The organism is Marinomonas maritima (assembly GCF_024435075.2).
Taxonomy (GTDB): Bacteria; Pseudomonadota; Gammaproteobacteria; order Pseudomonadales; family Marinomonadaceae; genus Marinomonas; species Marinomonas maritima.
Genome location: NZ_JAMZEG020000001.1, coordinates 854,957 through 876,295 on the forward strand (window position 1 = coordinate 854,957; position 21,339 = coordinate 876,295).

Annotated in this window: 21 protein-coding genes and 1 riboswitch; of the genes, 18 read left to right on the forward strand and 3 right to left on the reverse strand. The window is 42.4% G+C overall.

Annotation, left to right across the window (positions count from 1 at the left end):
- Window positions 1-140 precede the first annotated feature (140 nt).
- The 11 genes from ndk to M3I01_RS04210 all read left to right on the forward strand — a co-directional run bounded on the left by ndk (window position 141) and on the right by M3I01_RS04210 (window position 11,404).
- Window positions 141-548 carry a nucleoside-diphosphate kinase gene (gene ndk, locus M3I01_RS04160; RefSeq protein WP_112137398.1) on the forward strand — a complete coding sequence of 136 codons (408 nt, stop codon included), beginning with the start codon at window positions 141-143 and terminating at the stop codon, window positions 546-548.
- Between the two features lie 145 nt (window positions 549-693).
- Window positions 694-1,809 (forward strand): 23S rRNA (adenine(2503)-C(2))-methyltransferase RlmN, encoded by a 1,116-nt coding sequence (rlmN, locus tag M3I01_RS04165; protein WP_112137399.1) that lies wholly within the window; start codon window positions 694-696, stop codon window positions 1,807-1,809.
- A 42-nt stretch (window positions 1,810-1,851) separates the two neighbouring features.
- Window positions 1,852-2,577, forward strand: coding sequence for a tetratricopeptide repeat protein (locus M3I01_RS04170; protein WP_255894325.1), 726 nt, complete (start codon window positions 1,852-1,854; stop codon window positions 2,575-2,577).
- Between the two features lies 1 nt (window position 2,578).
- Window positions 2,579-3,583: a RodZ domain-containing protein gene (locus M3I01_RS04175; protein ID WP_255894326.1), complete on the forward strand. Its 1,005-nt coding sequence runs from the start codon at window positions 2,579-2,581 to the stop codon at window positions 3,581-3,583.
- Between the two features lie 8 nt (window positions 3,584-3,591).
- Window positions 3,592-4,704, forward strand: a complete 1,113-nt coding sequence (gene ispG, locus M3I01_RS04180; protein WP_255894327.1) for a flavodoxin-dependent (E)-4-hydroxy-3-methylbut-2-enyl-diphosphate synthase — start codon at window positions 3,592-3,594, stop codon at window positions 4,702-4,704.
- A 9-nt stretch (window positions 4,705-4,713) separates the two neighbouring features.
- Window positions 4,714-5,988, forward strand: a complete 1,275-nt coding sequence (gene hisS, locus M3I01_RS04185; protein ID WP_255894328.1) for a histidine--tRNA ligase — start codon at window positions 4,714-4,716, stop codon at window positions 5,986-5,988.
- Between the two features lie 63 nt (window positions 5,989-6,051).
- On the forward strand, window positions 6,052-6,693 hold the full coding sequence (locus M3I01_RS04190) for a YfgM family protein (RefSeq protein ID WP_255894329.1): 642 nt from the start codon (window positions 6,052-6,054) through the stop codon (window positions 6,691-6,693).
- A 2-nt stretch (window positions 6,694-6,695) separates the two neighbouring features.
- Window positions 6,696-7,829, forward strand: coding sequence for an outer membrane protein assembly factor BamB (gene bamB, locus M3I01_RS04195; protein ID WP_255894330.1), 1,134 nt, complete (start codon window positions 6,696-6,698; stop codon window positions 7,827-7,829).
- A gap of 92 nt (window positions 7,830-7,921) precedes the next feature.
- Window positions 7,922-9,259, forward strand: coding sequence for a ribosome biogenesis GTPase Der (der, locus tag M3I01_RS04200; RefSeq protein WP_112137411.1), 1,338 nt, complete (start codon window positions 7,922-7,924; stop codon window positions 9,257-9,259).
- A 196-nt stretch (window positions 9,260-9,455) separates the two neighbouring features.
- Window positions 9,456-10,361 carry a 30S ribosomal protein S6--L-glutamate ligase gene (gene rimK / locus M3I01_RS04205; RefSeq protein WP_255894332.1) on the forward strand — a complete coding sequence of 302 codons (906 nt, stop codon included), beginning with the start codon at window positions 9,456-9,458 and terminating at the stop codon, window positions 10,359-10,361.
- Window positions 10,361-11,404 (forward strand): succinylglutamate desuccinylase/aspartoacylase family protein, encoded by a 1,044-nt coding sequence (locus M3I01_RS04210; protein ID WP_255894333.1) that lies wholly within the window; start codon window positions 10,361-10,363, stop codon window positions 11,402-11,404. The genes rimK and M3I01_RS04210 overlap by 1 nt, the downstream gene beginning before the upstream one ends.
- Before the next feature lie 149 nt (window positions 11,405-11,553).
- Here M3I01_RS04210 and M3I01_RS04215 read toward each other — a convergent pair whose 3' ends face one another.
- Window positions 11,554-13,809, reverse strand: a complete 2,256-nt coding sequence (locus tag M3I01_RS04215; RefSeq protein WP_275564926.1) for a YgiQ family radical SAM protein — start codon at window positions 13,807-13,809, stop codon at window positions 11,554-11,556.
- A 149-nt stretch (window positions 13,810-13,958) separates the two neighbouring features.
- A complete protein-coding gene (locus M3I01_RS04220) occupies window positions 13,959-14,714 on the reverse strand; it encodes a class I SAM-dependent methyltransferase (protein WP_255894334.1) in 756 nt (251 codons plus the stop codon).
- Window positions 14,715-14,770: 56 nt separating this feature from the next.
- Here M3I01_RS04220 and M3I01_RS04225 point away from each other — a divergent pair, with 56 nt between their 5' ends.
- From M3I01_RS04225 to M3I01_RS04235, 3 genes are all read left to right on the forward strand, one after another.
- Window positions 14,771-14,938 (forward strand): DUF2496 domain-containing protein, encoded by a 168-nt coding sequence (locus tag M3I01_RS04225; RefSeq protein ID WP_255894335.1) that lies wholly within the window; start codon window positions 14,771-14,773, stop codon window positions 14,936-14,938.
- Between the two features lie 175 nt (window positions 14,939-15,113).
- Window positions 15,114-15,647 (forward strand): DinB family protein, encoded by a 534-nt coding sequence (locus tag M3I01_RS04230; RefSeq protein ID WP_255894336.1) that lies wholly within the window; start codon window positions 15,114-15,116, stop codon window positions 15,645-15,647.
- 80 nt (window positions 15,648-15,727) lie between these two features.
- Window positions 15,728-16,987: a leucine-rich repeat-containing protein kinase family protein gene (locus M3I01_RS04235; RefSeq protein WP_255894337.1), complete on the forward strand. Its 1,260-nt coding sequence runs from the start codon at window positions 15,728-15,730 to the stop codon at window positions 16,985-16,987.
- 94 nt (window positions 16,988-17,081) lie between these two features.
- On the opposite strand, the gene M3I01_RS04240 is transcribed toward M3I01_RS04235, so the two are convergent.
- Window positions 17,082-17,573, reverse strand: coding sequence for a 6,7-dimethyl-8-ribityllumazine synthase (locus tag M3I01_RS04240; protein WP_255894338.1), 492 nt, complete (start codon window positions 17,571-17,573; stop codon window positions 17,082-17,084).
- Between the two features lie 118 nt (window positions 17,574-17,691).
- A riboswitch (FMN riboswitch) is annotated at window positions 17,692-17,843 on the reverse strand.
- A gap of 287 nt (window positions 17,844-18,130) precedes the next feature.
- Here M3I01_RS04240 and M3I01_RS04245 point away from each other — a divergent pair.
- From M3I01_RS04245 to cobW, 4 genes are all read left to right on the forward strand, one after another.
- Window positions 18,131-18,496 (forward strand): MliC family protein, encoded by a 366-nt coding sequence (locus M3I01_RS04245; protein WP_255894339.1) that lies wholly within the window; start codon window positions 18,131-18,133, stop codon window positions 18,494-18,496.
- A gap of 120 nt (window positions 18,497-18,616) precedes the next feature.
- Window positions 18,617-19,393, forward strand: coding sequence for a precorrin-3B C(17)-methyltransferase (gene cobJ / locus M3I01_RS04250; RefSeq protein ID WP_255894341.1), 777 nt, complete (start codon window positions 18,617-18,619; stop codon window positions 19,391-19,393).
- 29 nt (window positions 19,394-19,422) lie between these two features.
- Window positions 19,423-20,193, forward strand: coding sequence for a precorrin-4 C(11)-methyltransferase (cobM, locus tag M3I01_RS04255; protein WP_255894342.1), 771 nt, complete (start codon window positions 19,423-19,425; stop codon window positions 20,191-20,193).
- A gap of 41 nt (window positions 20,194-20,234) precedes the next feature.
- Window positions 20,235-21,326 carry a cobalamin biosynthesis protein CobW gene (cobW, locus tag M3I01_RS04260; protein ID WP_255894344.1) on the forward strand — a complete coding sequence of 364 codons (1,092 nt, stop codon included), beginning with the start codon at window positions 20,235-20,237 and terminating at the stop codon, window positions 21,324-21,326.
- The last annotated feature ends 13 nt before the right edge of the window (window positions 21,327-21,339 follow it).

Here is a 21,339-nt window from a genome sequence, read left to right on the forward strand (position 1 = left end):
GCTTTTATTTCCATTGCTATAAATAATGTTCGCTTGAGCATACAATTTTAATGAATTGATGCGTATAATCCACGCGCTGAACTTTTATGTCCCGGGCCATGCAAAGCATCGCCCCTTTAAATTAAATTTGGAGTTATACCATGGCGTTAGAACGCACTCTATCTATCATCAAACCTGATGCTGTTGCTAAAAACGTAATCGGCGAAATCTACACTCGTTTTGAACGTGCTGGTTTTAAAATCGTTGAAGCGAAAATGGTTCAACTAGATGACGTATTGGCTGGCGGTTTTTACGCTGAGCACAAAGAGCGTCCTTTCTACAAAGATTTGGTTGCTTTCATGACGTCTGGCCCTGTTGTTGTTTCTGTTCTTGAAGGTGAAGGCGCTGTTCTTCGTCACCGTGAACTTATGGGTGCTACAAACCCTAAAGAAGCGACTGCTGGTACTCTACGTGCTGATTACGCAACATCTATCGATGCTAATGCTGTTCACGGTTCTGATTCTGTTGAATCTGCAACTCGTGAAATTGCTTACTTCTTTGGTAAGTAATTGACAGCTAGGACCTTTATGTCCGAACTGATTTGTGAAAGCGGGCACTAGCCCGCTTTTTTACAGAGGCTTCTGAAAAGACTTTTCTTTTCAGAGGCTTTTTTCGTTTACACTTAATGCTATACACAGCAAGCGACATTGAATTATGACTGACATCAAAAAAGTAAACCTATTAGGTTTATCACCTGAAAAACTGATTGAGTTCTTTGAATCAATCGGCGAGAAAAAATTTCGTGCCACTCAGGTGATCAAATGGATTCACCAAAAAGGCGCTGAAAGCTTCGACGAAATGACTGATGTCAGTAAGGCATTGCGAGCGAAGTTAGAGGGGATTTGTGAAATTCGTGGGCCTGAAGTTGTGTCTCAAGAAATTTCTCAAGACGGCACGCGCAAATGGATTATACGTACGGAAGGTGGGAAGAATGACTGCGTTGAAACGGTTTTAATTCCCGATGGTAATCGTGCGACCTTATGTGTCTCGTCACAAGTAGGTTGTTCTTTAGATTGCAGTTTTTGTTCAACCGGAAAGCAGGGGTTTAACCGAAATTTAACGCCAGCAGAAATCATCGGTCAAGTGTGGATTGCGATTAAATCCTTTGGACCAATGGACCCAAATGGACCTCGTCGTGTTACGAATGTTGTCATGATGGGAATGGGTGAGCCGCTGATGAACTTCGAACCAGTTGTAGATGCGATGATTCTAATGATGCACGATCATGCATATGGTCTGTCTAAGCGCCGTGTAACACTAAGTACTTCGGGCGTTGTGCCGAAAATATATGAATTAGTGAAGCGCACAGATGTGTCGTTAGCCGTTTCATTACATGCGCCGAATGATGCACTTCGAAATGAATTGGTTCCTATCAATAAGAAGTACCCAATTGCTGAATTGCTTGAAGCGTGTCAGCATTACTTGGCTAACTTGCCTGATAAACGTCACATTACCATTGAATACACTATGATGTCTGGTGTGAATGATAATGAAGAACAAGCGCATGAATTGGCTGAACTGCTGAAAGATTTGGAGTGTAAGATTAACTTGATTCCTTTTAACCCTTTCCCGAACTCTGGTTACGAAAAGCCATCTAATAACCGTACTCGTCGCTTTCAGAAAATTTTAGCAGATGCTGGTTATACGGTCACAGTACGAACCACTCGTGGTGACGATATCGATGCGGCATGTGGTCAACTAGTGGGTGACTTCCAAGATAAGACTCGCCGCAGTCAAAAGTATATTGAATTGCGAGAAGTGAAAAGTTAGTTTGTTTGATTAAATTCTTCTGTGTATGACAAGGATGTCAGTATGCGATTGTGGTTATTGCCTTTTGTGTTGTTATGTTTGCTTAGTACTTCTTGTGCTTATCAGGTTGTTGCGCCTTCCTCTCCTCCCATTTCTGAATCGAAAAGGTTGTCGCTTGTTCAGGCGCATCTTTTACTTGGTCAGTGGGTACTGGCAAAAAAGCAACTAGATAAGATTGATGTATCGTATCAAGAGCGAGATTATTGGCGACTATTAGGTTTGTATTGGCTAAGTGTTGAGCAATATAGCAAAGCGCTTTTGGTGTATGTGGAAGCATTACAGAAATACCCGGATGATGATTTTATTTGGAATAATTACGGCGTTCTATTAGGGCTTAAAAAACACTGGAAAGAGGCGTGTGACGCATTTCAAAAAGCGGATGAAAAAGGCTTCTCAAAGCGTCAATCTGTGCAAATTAATCTTTCTAGATGTGCAATACGTCAGAATCACGTAAATTTGGCTGCAATCTACCTAAAACAGGCAAAAGAAATTGCTGATTTGCCTCTGATTGGTTTGATGACGGAGCTCAATCTTGTTTTAATACACGGTAGTAACAACAAAGCTCGCTTAATTTTTAATAATATCCAGGCTGATAAACAAATTGCCCGAGGATCGGTGCATTTTGATGAATACAATTGTCTGTCGTGGCATTTAATTGCACGCGAGACTGACCCTACACTGTATTCATCTGCGAGTAATTTTACATGCCTGAATGGCTCAAGGTATTGACATGACCACTGAAATTCAAACGGATGTTTCTGTAAGCAAAACAAGTACAGATACAATTAATATTGGTAAACGATTAAAAGCAAAAAGACTAGAGCTAGAGTTTGATGAAAGACATGTTGCCACAGCACTAAAAATTCCAATTGATCAAGTACGTGCGCTTGAAGCCAATAACTTTCAGTTTTTCCGCTCCGTGACATTTGCTCGGGGCTTCCTAAAAAGTTACTGCCGCCTTTTGGGTATAGATCATTCCGAAATGTTACATGCATTTGACGGTGAGCGGGAGGGTGCAGAGTCTACGATCAAACCTGTTGATAAGGTAAATAAGCAAACTCACTTAGGTGATCCGTTTGTTATTTTTATTTCCGTCGTTATTGTTGCTGTTTTGGTTTTCTTGGTTTTTTGGTGGCCCTCTCAATCTAGCCAAACTGTGGCTGCTGATGACACAAACGATAAAGTAACCGAAACGGTTGTGGTTCCAGAAACTGAGAAAATTGAACCGGTTTTGAATGAGTCAAGTGAGCCTGTTCCTATTTCTAATGTGTCCAGTTCAAATGCCAGTACAGGAACAACTCTTGAAAGGAATGATTTTGTTGAAGGGAGCACTGTTAAGGATGCGAAAACGTCTTCGAATGACGGTGTTGTAACAGGGCTTTCAGCAGAGACCATGGCCATTCTAGAAGAGGCCGGCGTTAGCCCTGCTGAAGTCGTAAGGGCAGCCGCTGCGGTTCCGATACAGGCCATCGTGCCTCCTAAAGCACCTTCTTACTCTAATGATGTTGAAATAGTTTTTGACGAAGACTGTTGGACTGAAGTACGTGATGCCACAGGAAAAATTTTGTTTTCAGGGGTGAAGTCTGCCGGTAGCAAATTGGCGTTAACAGGCAATGCACCATATAGAGTTGTATTGGGTTACGCCAAGGGCGTGTCATCTTTAAAATACAAAGGTGAAGTCTTCGATTTTTCTTCTTTTACACGTAAAGATTTGGCTCGATTTGAGCTCAAGTAGAGACTCTTATGCATTTTGAATCACCTATTAAACGCCGTCTTTCTCGCCAGATTATGGTAGGAAATGTACCGGTTGGCGGTGGTGCGCCAATCAGTATTCAGAGTATGACTAACACCGAAACGTGTGATGTCGATGCGACAGTGGCGCAGATTCGCGCTATTGCTAATGCGGGTGCGGATATTGTTCGTGTCTCTATTCCCTCTATGGACGCTGCTGAAGCTTTCAAGAAAATACGCGAAGCCGTTTCGATCCCTCTCGTTGCTGACATCCATTTCGATTATAAGATTGCCCTAAAAGTAGCCGAATATGGGGTTGATTGTTTACGAATTAATCCAGGTAATATTGGTAATAAAGATCGTATTCGCGCCGTTGTAGACTGTGCTCGAGATAAAAACATTCCTATTCGCATCGGTATAAATGCCGGCTCTTTAGAAAAGGATTTGCAAAAAAAGTACGGTGAGCCAACACCAGATGCTTTGGTTGAATCTGCATTTCGTCAAATTCAATATTTTGATGAGCTGGACTTTCATGAGTATAAGTTAAGTTTGAAAGCATCCGATATTTTTATGACGGTGGAAGCGTACCGTAAAATAGCTAGCCAGATAGATAACCCATTGCATTTAGGGATTACAGAAGCCGGTGGTTTACGCTCTGGAACGGTGAAGTCGTCTATTGGTCTTGGTTTGCTATTGATGGATGGTATTGGTGATACGTTGCGTGTTTCTTTAGCGGCAGATCCTGTGCAAGAAGTTAAGGTGGGTTGGGACATGTTGCGCAGTTTGAAATTGCGCAGTCGTGGTATTAACTTTATCGCCTGTCCAAGCTGCTCTCGCCAGAATTTTGATGTTATTAAAACCATGAATGAACTAGAAGAGCGCCTTGATGATATCACTACGCCAATGGACGTCGCGGTTATCGGTTGTGTTGTGAATGGTCCTGGTGAAGCAAAAGAAGCGGATATAGGTCTTGCTGGAGGTTCTCCTAATAATCTGATTTATCAAGATGGTAAGCCAAACAGTAAAACAAAGAATGATACGCTCGTTGATGATTTAGAAAAAATGATTCGTGATAAGGCGCTCTTAAAAGAACGGGAATTAGCCAATATCATTGTGAAAATTTAAGGATCTATTGTGGCTCGAAAAATTCAAGCAATCAGGGGAATGAATGATATCCTGCCTGATCAGTCTTCTGTTTGGCTGTATTTAGAAAAAACGGTTGCCGATGTTGTTAAGTCTTATAGTTATCAACAAATTCGTTTCCCTATCGTTGAAAATACAGATTTGTTCAAGCGTGGTGTTGGTGAAACAACCGATATCGTAGAAAAAGAGATGTATACCTTTGATGACCGTAATGGTGAATCTTTAACTTTACGACCAGAGGGGACCGCAAGTTGTGTTCGTGCGGCTGACCAAGCTGGTTTGCTATTTAATCAGGTTCAGCGTTTGTGGTACACCGGACCAATGTTTCGTTATGAACGCCCTCAAAAAGGGCGTTATCGTCAATTTCATCAAATTGGTGTGGAATCATTTGGCATGAGTTCTGCGGACATTGATGCAGAATTAATTATTTTATCGGCTCGATTGTGGCAAAAGTTAGGTCTTCTGGAGCATGTTGAGCTGCAGTTAAATACCATTGGTTTGGCGTCTGAGCGTGAAGCGTTTAAAGTCGCTTTAGTTGAATATTTGACAGAGTTTAAAGATCAGCTAGACGAAGACAGTCAGCGTCGGTTGGTTTCTAATCCATTACGAATACTAGACTCTAAAGATGAAGCGACTCAGTCTGTTCTTCAAGGTGCTCCGAACCTTGAGGACTTTATTGGTGTCGAGTCACAAGCACATTTTGATCGCTTACAGGCGATTTTAAAAGCTAATAATGTACCGTATATTATCAATCATCGTTTAGTCCGTGGTTTGGATTATTACGGTAAAACCGTTTTTGAATGGGTAACCAGTCACCTCGGTTCGCAAGCCACAATTTGTGCTGGTGGGCGTTATGATGGATTGGTTGAGCAGTTAGGTGGTAAGTCAACGCCAGCGGTGGGTTTCGCGATGGGAATAGAACGCTTAGTTCTTCTTCTTGACACTTTGGAATTAATTCCAGATTCCGCCAAATTTTCGATCGATGTGTTTGTTACTAGCATGGGCGATGATGCCGAAATAGCGTCTTTTGTTTTAGCGGAAAGTATCCGTGAAATAGATTCAAGTCGAGTCGTATTACGTCACTGTGGCGGTGGTAGCTTTAAGAATCAAATGAAAAAAGCGGATAAATCAGAGGCTCGTTTCACGATTATTTTAGGGCAAGATGAAATTGATCAAGGTGTGTGTCTGATCAAGGACATGTCAACAGGTGAGCAGCATGCTTGTTCACTTGTTGACGTCCCAACATACATTGATAACAGATTATAATTTGATTTAACACAATGTCGCTTTTTATACGATTAAGCGCCATTTTGAACGAGGAACTAATAAGTGGCTGAATTAAAAACTGAAGAAGAGCAAATCGAAGCGTTTAAGGCTTGGTGGAAGAAAAATGGTGTGATGTTGATCATTGCTGTAGCGGTTGCTGCTGGTGGTTATTTTGGATGGCAAGCTTGGAAAAATGGCCAAGCAAACTACACCAGCGAAGCCTCTGCGCTTTATCAAAACTTAGTTCAGGCCGCCGCAGATTTGAGTGATGAAAATAATCAAAAAACAGTCAAATTTATCGCTCAGCAACTTACTGATGATTATGGTGATACTGGTTATGCCATGTTTGGACAGTTATTTTTGGCTCGCGTAGACGCTGAGAATGGCAAATATGATGAAGCAATTAATGCTTTAGATATTGCCATTACTAAAACACAAGATGTCTCTTTTGTTGCAATTGCGAATCTACGGGTGGCTCGCTTAATGCTTCAAAAAGAAGATTATACAGGGGCTCTGGCTCGTGTAGAAAAGGTGTCTGAAGAAGAGTTTGCTACACAGCAACAAGAATTAATGGGCGACATTTTGATAGCCCAAGGTAAACGCGATGAAGCGCGTGTCGCTTACCAGAAAGCGAGTGAAGCATTAGGTGCTGGTGTAAACCACCCTTTGCTTGATATTAAACTTAAGGATTTGGTGAAAGGCTAACTATGAGCAAGTCACTTTTTTTCATTGTATTGTTTGCCACTTTAATTATTCAGGGTTGCTCAAATTCACGTCCGGCTTTACCAGGTCTTCCATCTGTAGAAAGTAAGGTCAAACTCAAAACGGCATGGCGAGCAGGTGTAGATAGTAATTTTGGTGAGTCTAGCGAGCGCTTTAATCTTGTCGCAGAAGATGGTTCTTTATTTTTTGTAACGAAGAAGGGGACGGTTTACGAGCTTGGGCAAAAAAATGGAAAGAAGAAAGGTTCTTTTTCTACCGACTATAAACCAAGCGCAGGCGTTACACGTCATGGTGATGTTTTGTATTTTGGAACATACGATGCCCAGTTCGTTGCGGTTTCATTAGTAAGTCAATCTGTATTGTGGGAAAAAGTATTGAGCTCAGAGGTGTTGTCTGAAGCTTCTTATGCCGCAGGTAAATTAGCGGTTCAAACTGCTGATGGTTGGTTAAGCGTCCTTGATGCAGAAACAGGCGATACTTTGTGGCGAACAAAGGAAGACTTGCCATCGTTGACAGTACGTGGTACAAGCGCACCCATTATTGTTGATGGTAAAGTCATTGCTGGCTTTTCTAATGGTAAGTTGAAGGCGTTTTCTCTGCAGGGTGGTGATTTACTTTGGTCTTATGAAGTGGGGAAGCCAGAGGGGCGTTATGAGATAGAGCGATTAAGTGACATTGATGGTCGCTTAGTAGCAAAAAACGGCGTTGTTTATGCTGTTGCTTATAATGGTACGCTTGCCGCACTTTCAATTGAAAGCGGCCGTCCATTGTGGCAGCGCAGTATCCCTAGTTCAGTTGGTGTCGCTGTAAGGGGAGAGCTGTTGGTTGCTGTTGACATGAAGAGTAAGGTGATTGCTCTGAATGCTAAAAATGGTACTGAAGTATGGGAAAATACGGATCTTATAGACCGAGATTTGATTACACCTGAATTTTTCCGAGATTATGTCTCTGTGATGGATCGTGGTGGTTATGTTCATTTACTTGATCTCATAACCGGCGAAGTGGCTGTTCATATAGTAGCCGATAATGATCTTCCACCGGGTAGTCGCATGGTAGCGAACGACAAACGATTATTTATTCTTACGCCGAACTCTAATGTGACGGCATTGAGCTATTGATATCAATTTTGATTTCTTTTTAGCGATTTTTTAAGAGGCTGCCATTCCTTTAATAGGAGTGGTGGCCGCTTTGTATTTTTATAGGTAAAAAAATGATTCCAGTTATTGCATTGGTAGGTAGACCCAATGTTGGCAAATCAACGCTCTTCAATCAATTGACGAGATCTCGTGATGCTTTAGTTGCTGATTATCCAGGCTTAACTCGTGACCGTAAATACGGTGATGGTAAGCTTGGTGAGCACGAATTTATTGTAATTGATACTGGTGGTATCAGTGGCGATGAGCAAGGTATTGACGAAAAAATGGCGCGCCAGTCTTTGTTGGCGATAGAAGAAGCTGACGCTGTCTTGTTTCTTGTCGATGGTCGTCATGGTTTAAACCCTGCAGATGAAATGATCGCCAACCATTTACGTCGTTCGAATAAAGTAGTCTCTCTTGTTGTCAATAAAACTGATGGTATTAACGAAGACATAGCCTTGGCTGATTTTTATTCGTTAGGCTTTGGTGATTTACATCCGATAGCAGCCTCTCATGGCAAAGGTGTGCACATCTTAATTGATAAGGTGATGTTGCCATTTGCAGAAAGAGTTGAGGAAGCCAAAAACCAAATTAACCTAGAGTCTCGTGGTATTCGTATCGGTGTGGTGGGGCGCCCAAATGTTGGTAAATCAACACTGGTTAACCGCATGTTAGGTGAAGACCGTGTAGTTGTGTTTGATTTACCAGGTACAACCCGTGACAGTGTTTATATTCCTTATACACGTCATGATAAAGAATACACTTTAATTGATACAGCGGGCGTACGTCGCCGTAAGCATGTCAAAGAGGCGGTTGAAAAATTTTCGATTGTTAAGACTTTACAGGCTATCCAAGACGCTAATGTTGTGATTGTGGTTATCGATTCCCATGAAGATTTGGTAGAGCAAGATCTTCATATGATTGGCTATGTATTGGATGCTGGTCGTGGTGTGGTGCTTGCCATTAACAAATGGGATGGACTTAAAAAAGACGAACGTGAGCACATTAAGAGTGAAGTTGAACGCCGCTTGGGTTTTGTGCCTTATGCCAAAGTTCATTACATTTCAGCCTTACATGGCACTGGTGTTGGTGATCTATACGACACCATTGAAAGTACCTATGAGTCTTGTTATGCAAAATGGTCGACAAACCGATTGACGCGCATTTTGGAAGACTCTGTTGCAGAGCATCAGCCTCCAATGGTGAACAGCCGTCGTATCAAGCTAAGGTACGCACACCAAGGTGGGTCTAACCCTCCGCGTATTGTTGTTCATGGCAATCAGACTGATTCTATTCCTGGAAGCTATAAACGCTATCTTGAAAACAAATTCAGAACCGTGCTTAACATCACTGGTACGCCAATTATTTTTGAATTTAAATCGTCCGAAAACCCTTACGCACCGAAAAAATAAATTTTATTTTTGTCTGGTTGCTTAAAAGTCTCCAAATATCTTTGTATAACGAAGGCATTTGGAGATTTTTTTTGTACAAAATATATAAAATACCTTTCTAAATTCCAAGTTATTCACTATTCTCGCGCCAATGGTACAAACTTTTTAAATAAGTATCGCATCATGCGTGCTTTCTTTTTTTGTTCAAAGGACATCTATGAAAATTGCAATTCTTTCTCGTAATCCTCGGCTCTACTCTACTCGTCGATTGGTTGAGGCTGGTGAAAAGCTCGGTCATGAGGTGGATGTTATTGATACGATGCATTGTTATATGGACATCACAAGTAGTAACCCAGTTGTTCGATATGACGGTAAGCCGCTGCCCAAATATGACGCTGTTATCCCTCGAATTGGCGCATCAGTAACTTTTTATGGGACGGCTGTTGTTCGTCAGTTTGAAATGATGGGAACTTATAGCATTAATGAATCTGTCGCGATTAGTCGTTCGCGAGATAAGTTGAGATCTTTACAGTTGATGTCTCGTAAAGGGTTGGGCTTGCCAAAAACCGGTTTTGCAAACCATCCTGATAAAATTAGTGATTTACTGAAAAACGTTGGCGGTGCGCCAGTGGTTATTAAACTTCTAGAGGGCACTCAAGGAATTGGTGTGGTCTTGGCTGAGTCCAATAAAACAGCAGAATCTATCATTGAAGCTTTCATGGGTCTAAAGGCAAACATTTTAGTTCAAGAATACATTAAAGAAGCTGGTGGTGCTGATATCCGTTGCTTGGTTGTGGGTGGAAAAGTTATCGCTGCCATGAAGAGACAAGGCGCGGAAGGTGAATTTCGTTCTAATTTGCACCGTGGTGGTACAGCTTCTTTGGTTAAATTATCACCGGAAGAACGTCGCACGGCTGTAGAAGCGGCCAAAGCAATGGGTCTAAATATGTGTGGTGTGGATATTTTAAGATCTAATAATGGCCCACTAATAATGGAAGTAAATTCTTCGCCAGGTCTAGAGGGTATTGAATCTGCTACTGGAAAAGATGTTGCAGCGATGATTATTGAGCACATTGAAAAAACAGCGTTTCTAAGCGGTACTAAGACAAAAGGTAAAGGATAATGGACAGTACTGTTTTAACGATTGGGGGTGTGGATATTCCTTTAGGTGGTACGGCTCGTATCAAGATACCAATGGTTAAGTTATACACAGATACTGATATGTCGATGCCTGTCTTTGTAAAGCGCGGTAAAAAAGCAGGTCCAACTTTATTTATTAGTGCTGCTATTCATGGTGATGAGCTCAATGGTATTGAAATTATCAGCCGTATTATTCAGAGTAAATATTTGAGTAACCTTAAAGGTACACTCATCGCTGTTCCCATTGTTAACGGTTATGGCGTTTTGAATCAAAGTCGTTATTTACCAGATCGTAGAGATTTAAACCGCTCTTTTCCAGGTTCTAAGAGGGGCTCGTTGGCTGGACGCGTTGCCGATCACTTTTTGAATGAGATTGTGGCTAAGGCAAATTACGGTATAGACCTTCATACAGGCAGTTTGCATCGTACTAATTTACCACAAGTACGAGCGAATCTTGATGACCCAGAAACCTTGGAAATTGCGAAGGCTTTTGGCGTGCCCGTTGTGATGAACTCAAACCTTAGGGATGGCTCATTGCGTGAGTGCGCAAATGATTTTGGCGCTAAAGTTATTTTGTATGAGGCGGGTGAGGCGTTGCGTTTCGATGAATTATCCATACGCGCTGGTGTAAAAGGTATTGTCAGTGTCATGAGGCATTTGAATATGTTGCCTAAGTCTCGTAGCAAAAAATCATTATCTGAGCCAAGAATTGCTCGAAGTAGCAGCTGGGTTCGTGCAACGGATAGCGGCTTTACGACACATATTAAAGAGCTTGGTGACCTTGTCGAAGCAGGCGAAGTATTGGCAGAAATCAAAGGTCCTTACGGTGACATTTTGGATACGGTGCTGTGTAAAAATGGCGGTATTATTATTGGTAAACAAAATATTCCGTTAGCACAAGAAGGTGATGCTATGTATCATATTGCTCACTTCTCTTCACCTGATGAAGTTGCTGGGCATGTTGAGACAATGCACGATGAATTGATGGACAGCGAGGCTTCTCTTAATTTAGTAGATTACGGGTAAGCATTAGCCTCAATCCATATGTCTTATTTATGGTGTTTCTTCGGCTAATTAGATGCTTCTAAAAGACATAAAAAACGCGTCATGTTCATACGACATAACGCGTTTTTTTATGTCTATTAGTGGGCCTATATATTTAGTAGGCCTATATATTAGCGAGCTTTAATCTTTGTCTTGCGACGCTTCGCTGGGTTGGCTGTTTCGCCAGTATTACGGCTACTCGCAGGCTTGCCATTATTGTTTTTTCGGCGTGCTTTCTCTGCTGCTGTATTTTTTTCCATCGTTGGTCTGTTCGATGTATGTGACGCGCCAGTTGCTTGACCAGGTTTCGCCTTTTGAGGTCGTCGGTGAACTTGCTTGTCTTTATCTTCCGCTGGAACCAACTTATTATCACCATGACCGATAAGGTCCGGGCGCCCCATTTTGATTAAGGAATTGCGTAGATCTTGCCAGTTATTTGGATCATGGTAGCGTAAAAAGCCTTTTTGCACCGTGCGCTGCTTAGCATCTTTTGGCGTATAAACGTCTTCACTCTTGTACGTGACGGGTTTTAATGGGTTCTTGCCAGAGTGATACATAGCGGTTGCTAAGGACATAGGTGAAGGATAAAAAGTTTGTACTTGGTCTGGTTTGAAATCATTCGTTTTCAACCACACGGCAAGGTTCAGCATGTCTTCATCTGAGCTGCCAGGGTGGGCGGCTATGAAGTAAGGAATCAAATGCTGCTTCTTGCCAGCTTCTTTAGAGTACTTATCAAACATGCGTTTGAAGCGATCATAAGTGCCCATTCCAGGCTTCATCATTTTTGATAAAGTGCCTTGTTCGGAGTGCTCAGGTGCAATTTTTAACAAGCCACCAACGTGATGAGTAACGAGCTCTCGTACATATTCAGGGTCTTCTACTGCAAGGTCATAACGCAATCCAGAAGCAATGGAAACCGTGTGAATGCCTTCCACTGCACGGGTTTTACGATAGAGCTGAGTGGTTGGGCTGTGATCAGTGTTTAAATTTGAACAGATCGTTGGGTATACACAAGATAGTTTACGACAAGATGCTTGAACTTCATCATCATTGCAATTCAATGTGTACATGTTTGATGTCGGCCCACCAAGGTCAGATATGTGTCCAGTGAAGCCTGGAACCTTGTCTTTTATGTCTTCAATTTCTTTTAGAATAGATTCATGTGAGCGCGATTGAATGACACGACCTTCATGTTCAGTAATTGAGCAGAAGGTGCAACCACCAAAACAGCCGCGCATGATGTTGATTGATGTCTTGATCATGTCATAAGCGGGAATGCGGGCTTTTTTGTATTTTGGATGCGGCACACGAGCATAAGGCAAATCAAACACGCCATCCATTTCTGGTGTTTCCAATGGAATTGGAGGCGGGTTAACCCAGATTTCTTTTTTGCCATGCTTTTGAATTAAAGCGCGGGCATTATGCGGATTAGATTCAAGGTGCAAAATACGTGAAGTGTGCGCGTACAACACAGGGTCTTTCGATACTTTTTCGAAAGAAGGTAATCGAATATAGGTTTTTTCTGGATCAAGTTTTTCACCACGACGTAATGGCGCAGGAATTACTCGAATAGGCATTACGTCTGGATCTTCTTCCTTGGTTTGGCATTTTCCTTCAGGAATGTATTCATACGGACTGTAAATTTGTTCGACTTTGCCCGGCCAGTCAACGCGTGTTGAATCGATCTCTGTGTAGCCACCCGGTGGTGTATTACGAACAATGGTGGTGCCACGAATATCCGTCAGTTCGTCTAAGGTTTTGCCCATGGCCATCTGGTGCGTGACTTCTAACATGGCACGCTCAGCGTTTCCGTAAAGCAAAATATCAGCGGTGGAATCGATCAATACTGAGCGGCGGACTTCATCGCTCCAATAATCGTATTGTGCAATGCGTCGAAGACTGGCTTCGATGCCGCCTATCATGACAGGCACATCATGAAACGCTTCTTTACAGCGCTGAGAATACACAATAACGGCACGGTCAGGACGTTTTCCACCGACGCCATAAGGCGTATACGCGTCGTCATTACGCACTTTTAAATCTGCGGTATAGCGGTTGATTAAAGAATCCATGTTCCCAGCGGTAATGCCGAAATACAGGTTGGGGCGACCAAGGCGCATAAAATCTTCGGTATTGCGCCAATCTGGCTGGTCAATGATACCAACACGATAACCTTGAGCTTCTAATAATCGACCCAGTACTGCCATGCCAAAACTAGGATGATCCACATAGGCATCGCCTGAAACAATGATGACATCGCAACTGTCCCAGCCAAGCGCGTCCATTTCTTCCCTAGTGGTCGGAAGGAAGGGTGAAACACCGTAACACTCAGCCCAATATAATGGGTAAGAAAAGAGTTGTTTGGCGGTTTTATGTCGTTTGATCATTGTCTACTCTTGGTATCGGGGATAGTGGCGTTTTTTCTATTTTCGCTACTAATGAAGATACATGGATTATCGGTAAAAAATTGTGCCGTATTATCCCAGAAAAAGGCTAGGGTAGACAGTCTAATCTAGACTCCTAGAACCTTTATTATCTATGGTTGAAGGCGCCAAACGCTTTCTTCAAAAGTGGTGTGTCCTCGATCTCTGTACTGAGGCTGAGTCAGCGCTAAATTCTCAAAGGCAATTTTTTGTATATTACTTCCCCATAACGACACAACACTTTGCTCGTCAATTGAAAACGGAGGACCTTGTTCATCACCGTCATAATGCAGTGAAATTAACAGAACGTAGGCTGAAGAAGATAAACGATCAAGTGTGTGACTAACGTAACTGGCGCGTTTTGAATCTGGCATGGCGACCATAGCGGCTCGATCATAGCAAGCATCAAACCCTGTTTCGCTGAATTGGAAGTAATCACCTTCGACAATGCGTAGAGACAAGCCATGAACCGTATGTATTTTTAGTTCCCCCTCGTGGTGTGTGTCATAGGCCAAATCGTTATCGCCTAAAAATTGAATGACTGCTAAAGAGGATAGCTCGACGCCAGTCACTTGATAACCTTGTTCCGCTAACCAAATCATGTCATTGGATTTACCACACAGAGGAACAAGAATATGACTGCCTTTTGGCAGCGTGGGCCAAAATTCAATTAACTTTGGGTTAATGCCTTCTAGATGGAAGCCAATACGTCCGGTTTTCCATCGATCCAACCAAAATTCATTTGTAATCACGATCACCTCATTAAAATTGGCTTGTTTACATTCGATGTGTATTGTATTCGTCTTATTCTGGCTTGAACCATCGGTAGACGACCAAAACCAGTATAAACGTTTGCTTATATTTTTCATTGCCACTTTAGTTCTATTTTACAAACACATCGCTTCATTTTTACTATGGAATTGTTATGTCTTTAGACCTTGCGCCAGATCATATAAAGCTGGCTGTTGATCTTATTGAGCTGCTTGAAAGCCATCAGATTGAGCCACAAGTGGCGGTGGATGCGTTAACCATCGTTTTACACGATTTTCAAGAAAAGCAAAATAAGCTTGAAGAAGTGGACAAAGAAAAATAAAAAGAGTTTCTTGAGTTGTTTATTCATCTTCCCTAGCCAAATGGTTCATTGAATGGAGCGAAATGAAAATAAAAAGGCTTCGTTTACCTTTGGCAACCACGTTACCGCACTTCTAGGTTATGTTTAAACATTGGATTTATAGCGGTTTGATTATTTTATAAAAAGGCGAATTACTATGTCGGCTAAGGAAAATATGCAGTTGATGGCGTCCTACAACCATTGGATGAATCAAACAATTTATCGGGCGGCTGGCGAGCTCAACGATGTTGATCTTACAGAAAATAAAGGTGCTTTTTTTGGGTCAGTGCTAGGCACGCTTAACCATAATTTGGTCGCGGATATTATTTGGCTAAAGCGTTTTTCGGAGTGCTTTGGTTCGCTTGATAGTCTTGAATATGTACGAACGTTAGAAAAACCTACTGCGCTAAATGTGCTTCTTTTCAAGGACCTTATTTCTCTGCAAGAGAGGCGTTTTGAACTAGATAACGTGATTATAGCCATGATGGATGAAATAACGGATGAGATGCTAACAATGGCTCTTGGCTATAAAAATACAAAAGGTATTGAGCATTTACAGCGTTTTGAATTTGTTTTACAGCACTTTTTTAACCACCAAACGCACCATAGGGGGCAGTTAACCACTTTATTTTCTCAAATGAACATAGAGGTTGGGGTAACTGATTTAATTACGACCATTCCCAACATGTAATTGACTAAATGGGTTTGCTTCTAGGTAATCGTTGCAAGGTATAATGCGTGCTATTAAATCCATTTTAGATGAGTCCTATTTTGCATACACTTGCCCAACTTAACCGCGGAGAACTAAAAGGCGTTGTACGCTTGCAGCTGTCTGAGAATTTGACGACGTTTCCAGAGGCGATTTTTGACCTCGCTGACAGTTTAGAAATTCTAGACCTATCAAATAACAAATTGAGCGTGTTACCGGATGATCTGTCACGTTTAAAAAAACTGCGAATCCTATTTTGTTCGAATAATCGTTTTACAGAGTTACCTGAGGTTTTAGGGGGATGTCAGCAGTTAGAAATGATTGGTTTTAAAAGCAATCAGATTATTCGAGTGTCTTCTGCAGCATTACCGTCATTGACTCGCTGGTTAATTCTCACGGATAACCGAATTGAGCAACTTCCAGAAGACATTGGCAGATTGGAACGCATACAAAAATTGGCATTGGCGGGAAATCGTTTAACCTTGCTTCCAGACTCCATTGAACATTGCCATAAATTAGAATTGATCAGGTTGTCTGCGAATAGACTTAATGCCTTTCCTGATGTGCTGTTGAGTTTGCCTCGTCTAGCGTGGTTGGCGTTTTCTGGGAATCCATTTTGTGTAGAACGTGATTCTCATGATGAGTTTAAAACAGTGCCGTTTGGTGATTTGGCATTGCATCAAGTGTTAGGGCAGGGGGCGTCAGGTGTTATTTCATTAGCGACTTGGCAGCGTAATTCGTTCGATTTTCCAGACACGGTCGCGGTAAAGGTCTTTAAGGGTGAAGTAACCAGTGATGGTTATCCTGAAGATGAACTGGATGCTTGTTTGGCCGTAGGAAGTCATGACAATCTGGTTAAGCCATTAGCCAAAGTGGTTGATCAGGATTGCTCCGCGCTGGTGATGGAGCTAATTCCTTCGCATTACACAAACTTAGGGCAACCGCCGAGTTTGGTATCTTGCACGCGAGATACGTTTTTGGCGGGTTTGCAGTTTTCGCTTGAAAAGATCGCCTACATTGTCGAACAGGTCGATCGTCTAGTCCTTCATTTTTGTGAGAAAAAAGTCAGTCATGGTGATTTGTATGCTCATAATATATTGATCAGTGAAGAGGGGCATGTCTTGTTTGGCGATTTTGGCGCTGCGTCAAAGTATGGCAATTTGACTATGGATCAGCAGCAAGGCATTGAGCAAATAGAGCGACGAGCACTGGGCTTTTTTATCGATGATATGCTGAGTCTGTGTACTGAAGAAGATAAAACGGATGTGCTTTATCTGTCGTTAAAGTCTCGTTGTTTAAGTTCTGTTGCTTTTAAACAATAAAACAGCAAAACAATAACAGAAAAAAAAATAGCAGACATAAAAAATGCCTCCTGTTCGTGAGAGCAGGAGGCATTTTCAGTTTGACATTGACGATTTATGACAGCGCTTTTGCGCTTTCTGTTAATCGAATGGCTTGGTCGCAAGCATTGGCAAGTTCTAGGCCTTTCTTAACAAAATGGCGGCTAAAGTAATCTTTATGCTCGTCATGTTCATGGAAGTTGTGTGGTGTCAGTACAGCGGTTAGTACCGGTGTTTCTGTTTCCAGCTGAACCTGCATTAACGCACTACATACCGTTTGCGCGACGAAGTCATGGCGATAAATACCACCATCGACAACCAACGCCGTGCCAGCGATGGCGGAATAGAGTCCACTTTTAGCGAGTAATTTTGCTTGCAGTGGAATCTCATAAGCGCCTGGTACAGGGATGACATCAATTAAAGAAGCGTCGTAACCACGTGCGACTAATTCGTTTTTAAAGCCTTCAACACAATTAAGCACGATGTCTTCGTGCCAAGAAGCGTGAAGTATCGCAATGCGTTTTGTGGATGGTGTGAAATCAATGTGATTCGTTGAGCTCTGATTCATTGTAAAATCCTATAAATATAAGGTGAATCAGGGCGAACGGGCAGGCAAATACACCATAAAATATGGCATACCTTAAATAAGGTGACGCAAAATACGACACCATTAGAGGTCTTGTCTGACGCGCTCTCTATCATCCGGACTGTAACCGTCGGCTCTGGAGTTACACCAGATCTGCTGACCCTAAAAGAAAGACTTCCATTAGGCGCTCGCGGGCTTAGAAATAAATTCCTTACCGCCGGTGGGGAATTACACCCCGCCCCGAGAACGAAGTCGGAATGATCCGACAGGGGGAATATACTTGCTTTTATCATCGACTGTCAAAGCGTGATTTGTTTCAAAATAAGGGTTTTTTGTGTAAGATTTGCATGTTTTAAGCTACTTAGTGATATTGGGTCGTTTTTGGTAACAAAAAGTAACTAATAATCGCAGTTGTTTAGTAGGGCGTTTTTACTGGCTTAATATAAAAATATGTCTTTTATATTGGCATTGTTTGTTCTGTTTATTTGAATGTAAATAGATTAGAAAAGTAGTTCTGAAATAGAATGGAGTCTCATATAATGCATATCCAAAAATTTTTTTCACAAAGTATCTTGGTTGGTTTCTCTGTGTTGGGCTTGGTTGCTTGTAGCTCAGTAGATAAAGACAGAACAGCGTACGATGACACTTATGAAATAGAAAACACCGAGCAAACCAATTCTGCTGTCTACCTTTGTGAAGGTATGCCTTTAAATATTTATTTTCATGCAGAACAAGCCCAATTATCTTGGAAAGAAAAAACCTATCGACTAACCCATGCGGTGAGTGCCTCTGGCGCATTTTACTTGGGCGAAGGCGTGTCTTTTTGGATTCATGATGATAGTGCTGAATTAGAGTTTAATGACATGGAAAAAAATCATTGCCGCCTTGTTCGTGTTGAGTCCTAGGTCCTTCTACCTGAACATCGCTCACTTTTAATAATGGTGTTTTCATCTCGTCGGATTTGCAATCCGTGTACAATGATGCCATTCGCGTCCTATGACGCTTGATTATATTGTAGAGATGGCATGAGTAAATTATTTGTGATGGGCATGGGGCCTGGAGATTTAGGCTTGGTGGCGCCGAATGCAACTAAGGCATTGGCGATGTGCAGCGATTGGGTTGCATACGGTTATTATTTAGATTTATTGGGCGAATTAAGCGAAGGAAAAACCTTTCATAATCTTCCTTTAGGTGAAGAAATCGGACGCGCTCGTCTTGCGTTGAGTTTAGCCGCGCAAGGTAAAAATACAGCCTTGATCTCCAGCGGTGACATCGGAATCTATGCGATGGCGACACTCGTTTTTGAACTGCTGGATTTGCAGTTGCAAGGTAAAGAAAACCATCCAGAATGGCTGGACGTGGATATCGAAGTAATCCCTGGTATTTCTGCGATGCAAGCCGGAGCAAGCCGAGTCGGCGCCATGCTTGGCCACGATTTTTGTACTATCTCCCTTTCAGATTTATTAACCCCTTGGGAAACCATCGACAAGCGTCTTCATGCTTGTGGGGCGGGCGACTTTGTCGTGTCTTTTTATAATCCTGTTTCCAAAAAGCGTGACTGGCAACTTAATCATGCTCGCGATGTCTTACTGCAATACCGTCCTGCCAGTACTCCTGTGATGATAGGCCGTCAACTAACGCGCCCAGAAGAAGAAATTACCTTTACTACCCTTGGTGAATTGGACGCAAAAGACGTTGATATGTTTACCATGGTGAGCGTGGGGAATTCCGATACCAAACACATTACAAATGGCGAGAAACAGTGGATTTATACGCCACGTGGCTACTCGAAAAAGTTATGAGCCTTTATGACAATTATTAAGAGAATGATATGACGGTTTACTTTATAGGCGCAGGACCTGGCGATCCAGACTTGATGACGATCAAAGCGGTTAAGACAATGGCGCGTTGCCCCGTTATTTTATACGCTGGCTCCTTGATCCCAACTCAAGTTATTGACAACGTGAGAGAGTCTGCCGAAGCGATTTACGACACCGCCGAAATGAATTTAGATGAAACCACTGCGGTGATCGAAAAGGCTTCTAAAGAAGGCAAAGACGTGGCGCGTTTGCAGTGTGGCGATCCTGCTTTGTATGGTGCTATTGGCGAGCAAATACGTCGCATCGAAGCGTTAGGTATCGATTACGAAGTGATTCCCGGTGTCAGTGCGGTTGCCGCATCGGCGGCCATGTTGAAAAAAGAATTGACGCTTTCTGGTGTATCACAAACCGTTATCATGACGCGTTACGAAGGTAAAACCCCTTTCCCAGAAAGAGAGCGTTTACCTGCATTGGCGCAGAGCGGTGCGACCTTGGCGATTCACCTTGGTATTACTCGAATTCATAAAATTGTCGAAGAACTCATACCGCATTATGGTGAAAATTGTCCTGTTGCTGTGTGTTATCGCACTAGTTGGCCAGATCAAGATTATGTTGTGGGAACGTTAGCGGATATTGTTGCCAAAGTAAGAGAGAAAAAATTCACTCGTACGTGTTTGATACTGGTCGGGAAAGTATTAGACACAGAGGATTTCGACGACTCTTATTTATACGATAAAGGGCAGGCTCATATCTTCCGTAAGATACATAAGCCTAAAAAATAATAACTTTAAAATACTAAGCCTAAAAGTAAGAAGGATTCATCATGCAGCTTAATAAAATTCCAACAACGATTGTGACTGGCTTTTTGGGCAGTGGCAAAACCACATTATTATCCAATGTTTTAAAACAGGCGGCAGGCAAGCGTATCGCTGTGATCGTTAATGAGTTTGGTGAGTTAGACATTGACTCTGATTTATTGCGTTCATGTCCTTTAGATTGTCCAGAAGGTACGGAAGATGGCCAAGAAGGCGGCCAGCGCAGTGATGATGGGTTTTATGAACTGGCAAACGGTTGTATTTGCTGCACAGTGGAAGAAGAGTTTTTACCCGTAATGAAGCAACTAGTGGCTCGCCGTGGCGATATCGATCATATCTTGATTGAAACCAGCGGATTGGCATTGCCAAAACCGTTAGTTCAGGCCTTTAACTGGCCGGGTATTAAAGAATATTGCACGGTGGATGCAGTGATTACTGTCGTTGATGGCGAAGCCGTTGCGGCAGGTCGATTTGCCCATGATGAAGACAAAGTACAAGCGCAGCGCGACGCCGATGAAAGTCTTGATCACGATCCAAGCTTACAAGAATTACTCGACGATCAATTGAGTGCCGCCGACTTAGTGGTGGTAACGAAAAACGACTTACTAGACGAAGCGGCGCGTGCTCGAGTGCAAGCCATCATCGCCCATGAAGTACCTAATACTGTGAAAACGGTTTACATCGAAAATGGTGAAGCGGCTTTGGATGTTCTACTCGGTATTGATGCCGCAACAGAAAGTCGTATCGACGATGTGCATAACCACCACGATCATCACCATGCACACGGTGCTCATCATGACCATGCCCATGACCACTTTGATTCATTTGTTGTGACACTTGGCGAAGTGCAGTCGGACCTTTTGCAAGAAACGCTTTCTCAGTTGGTTGAAGAGCACAATATTTATCGTGTGAAAGGTTTTGCTGCGGTGCATGGCAAGCCAATGCGTCAGGTTTTTCAAGTTGTCGGCACCCGTTTAGATCGTTATTTTGACCGTCTATGGCAACCAGAAGAAGTGCGTAAAACACAGTTGGTCTTTATTGGTAAAGGCATTACGAAAGAAAAAATTGAAGGCGTTTTACACGATGCTCTAAGTGCTTAATTAAAGTGGCATT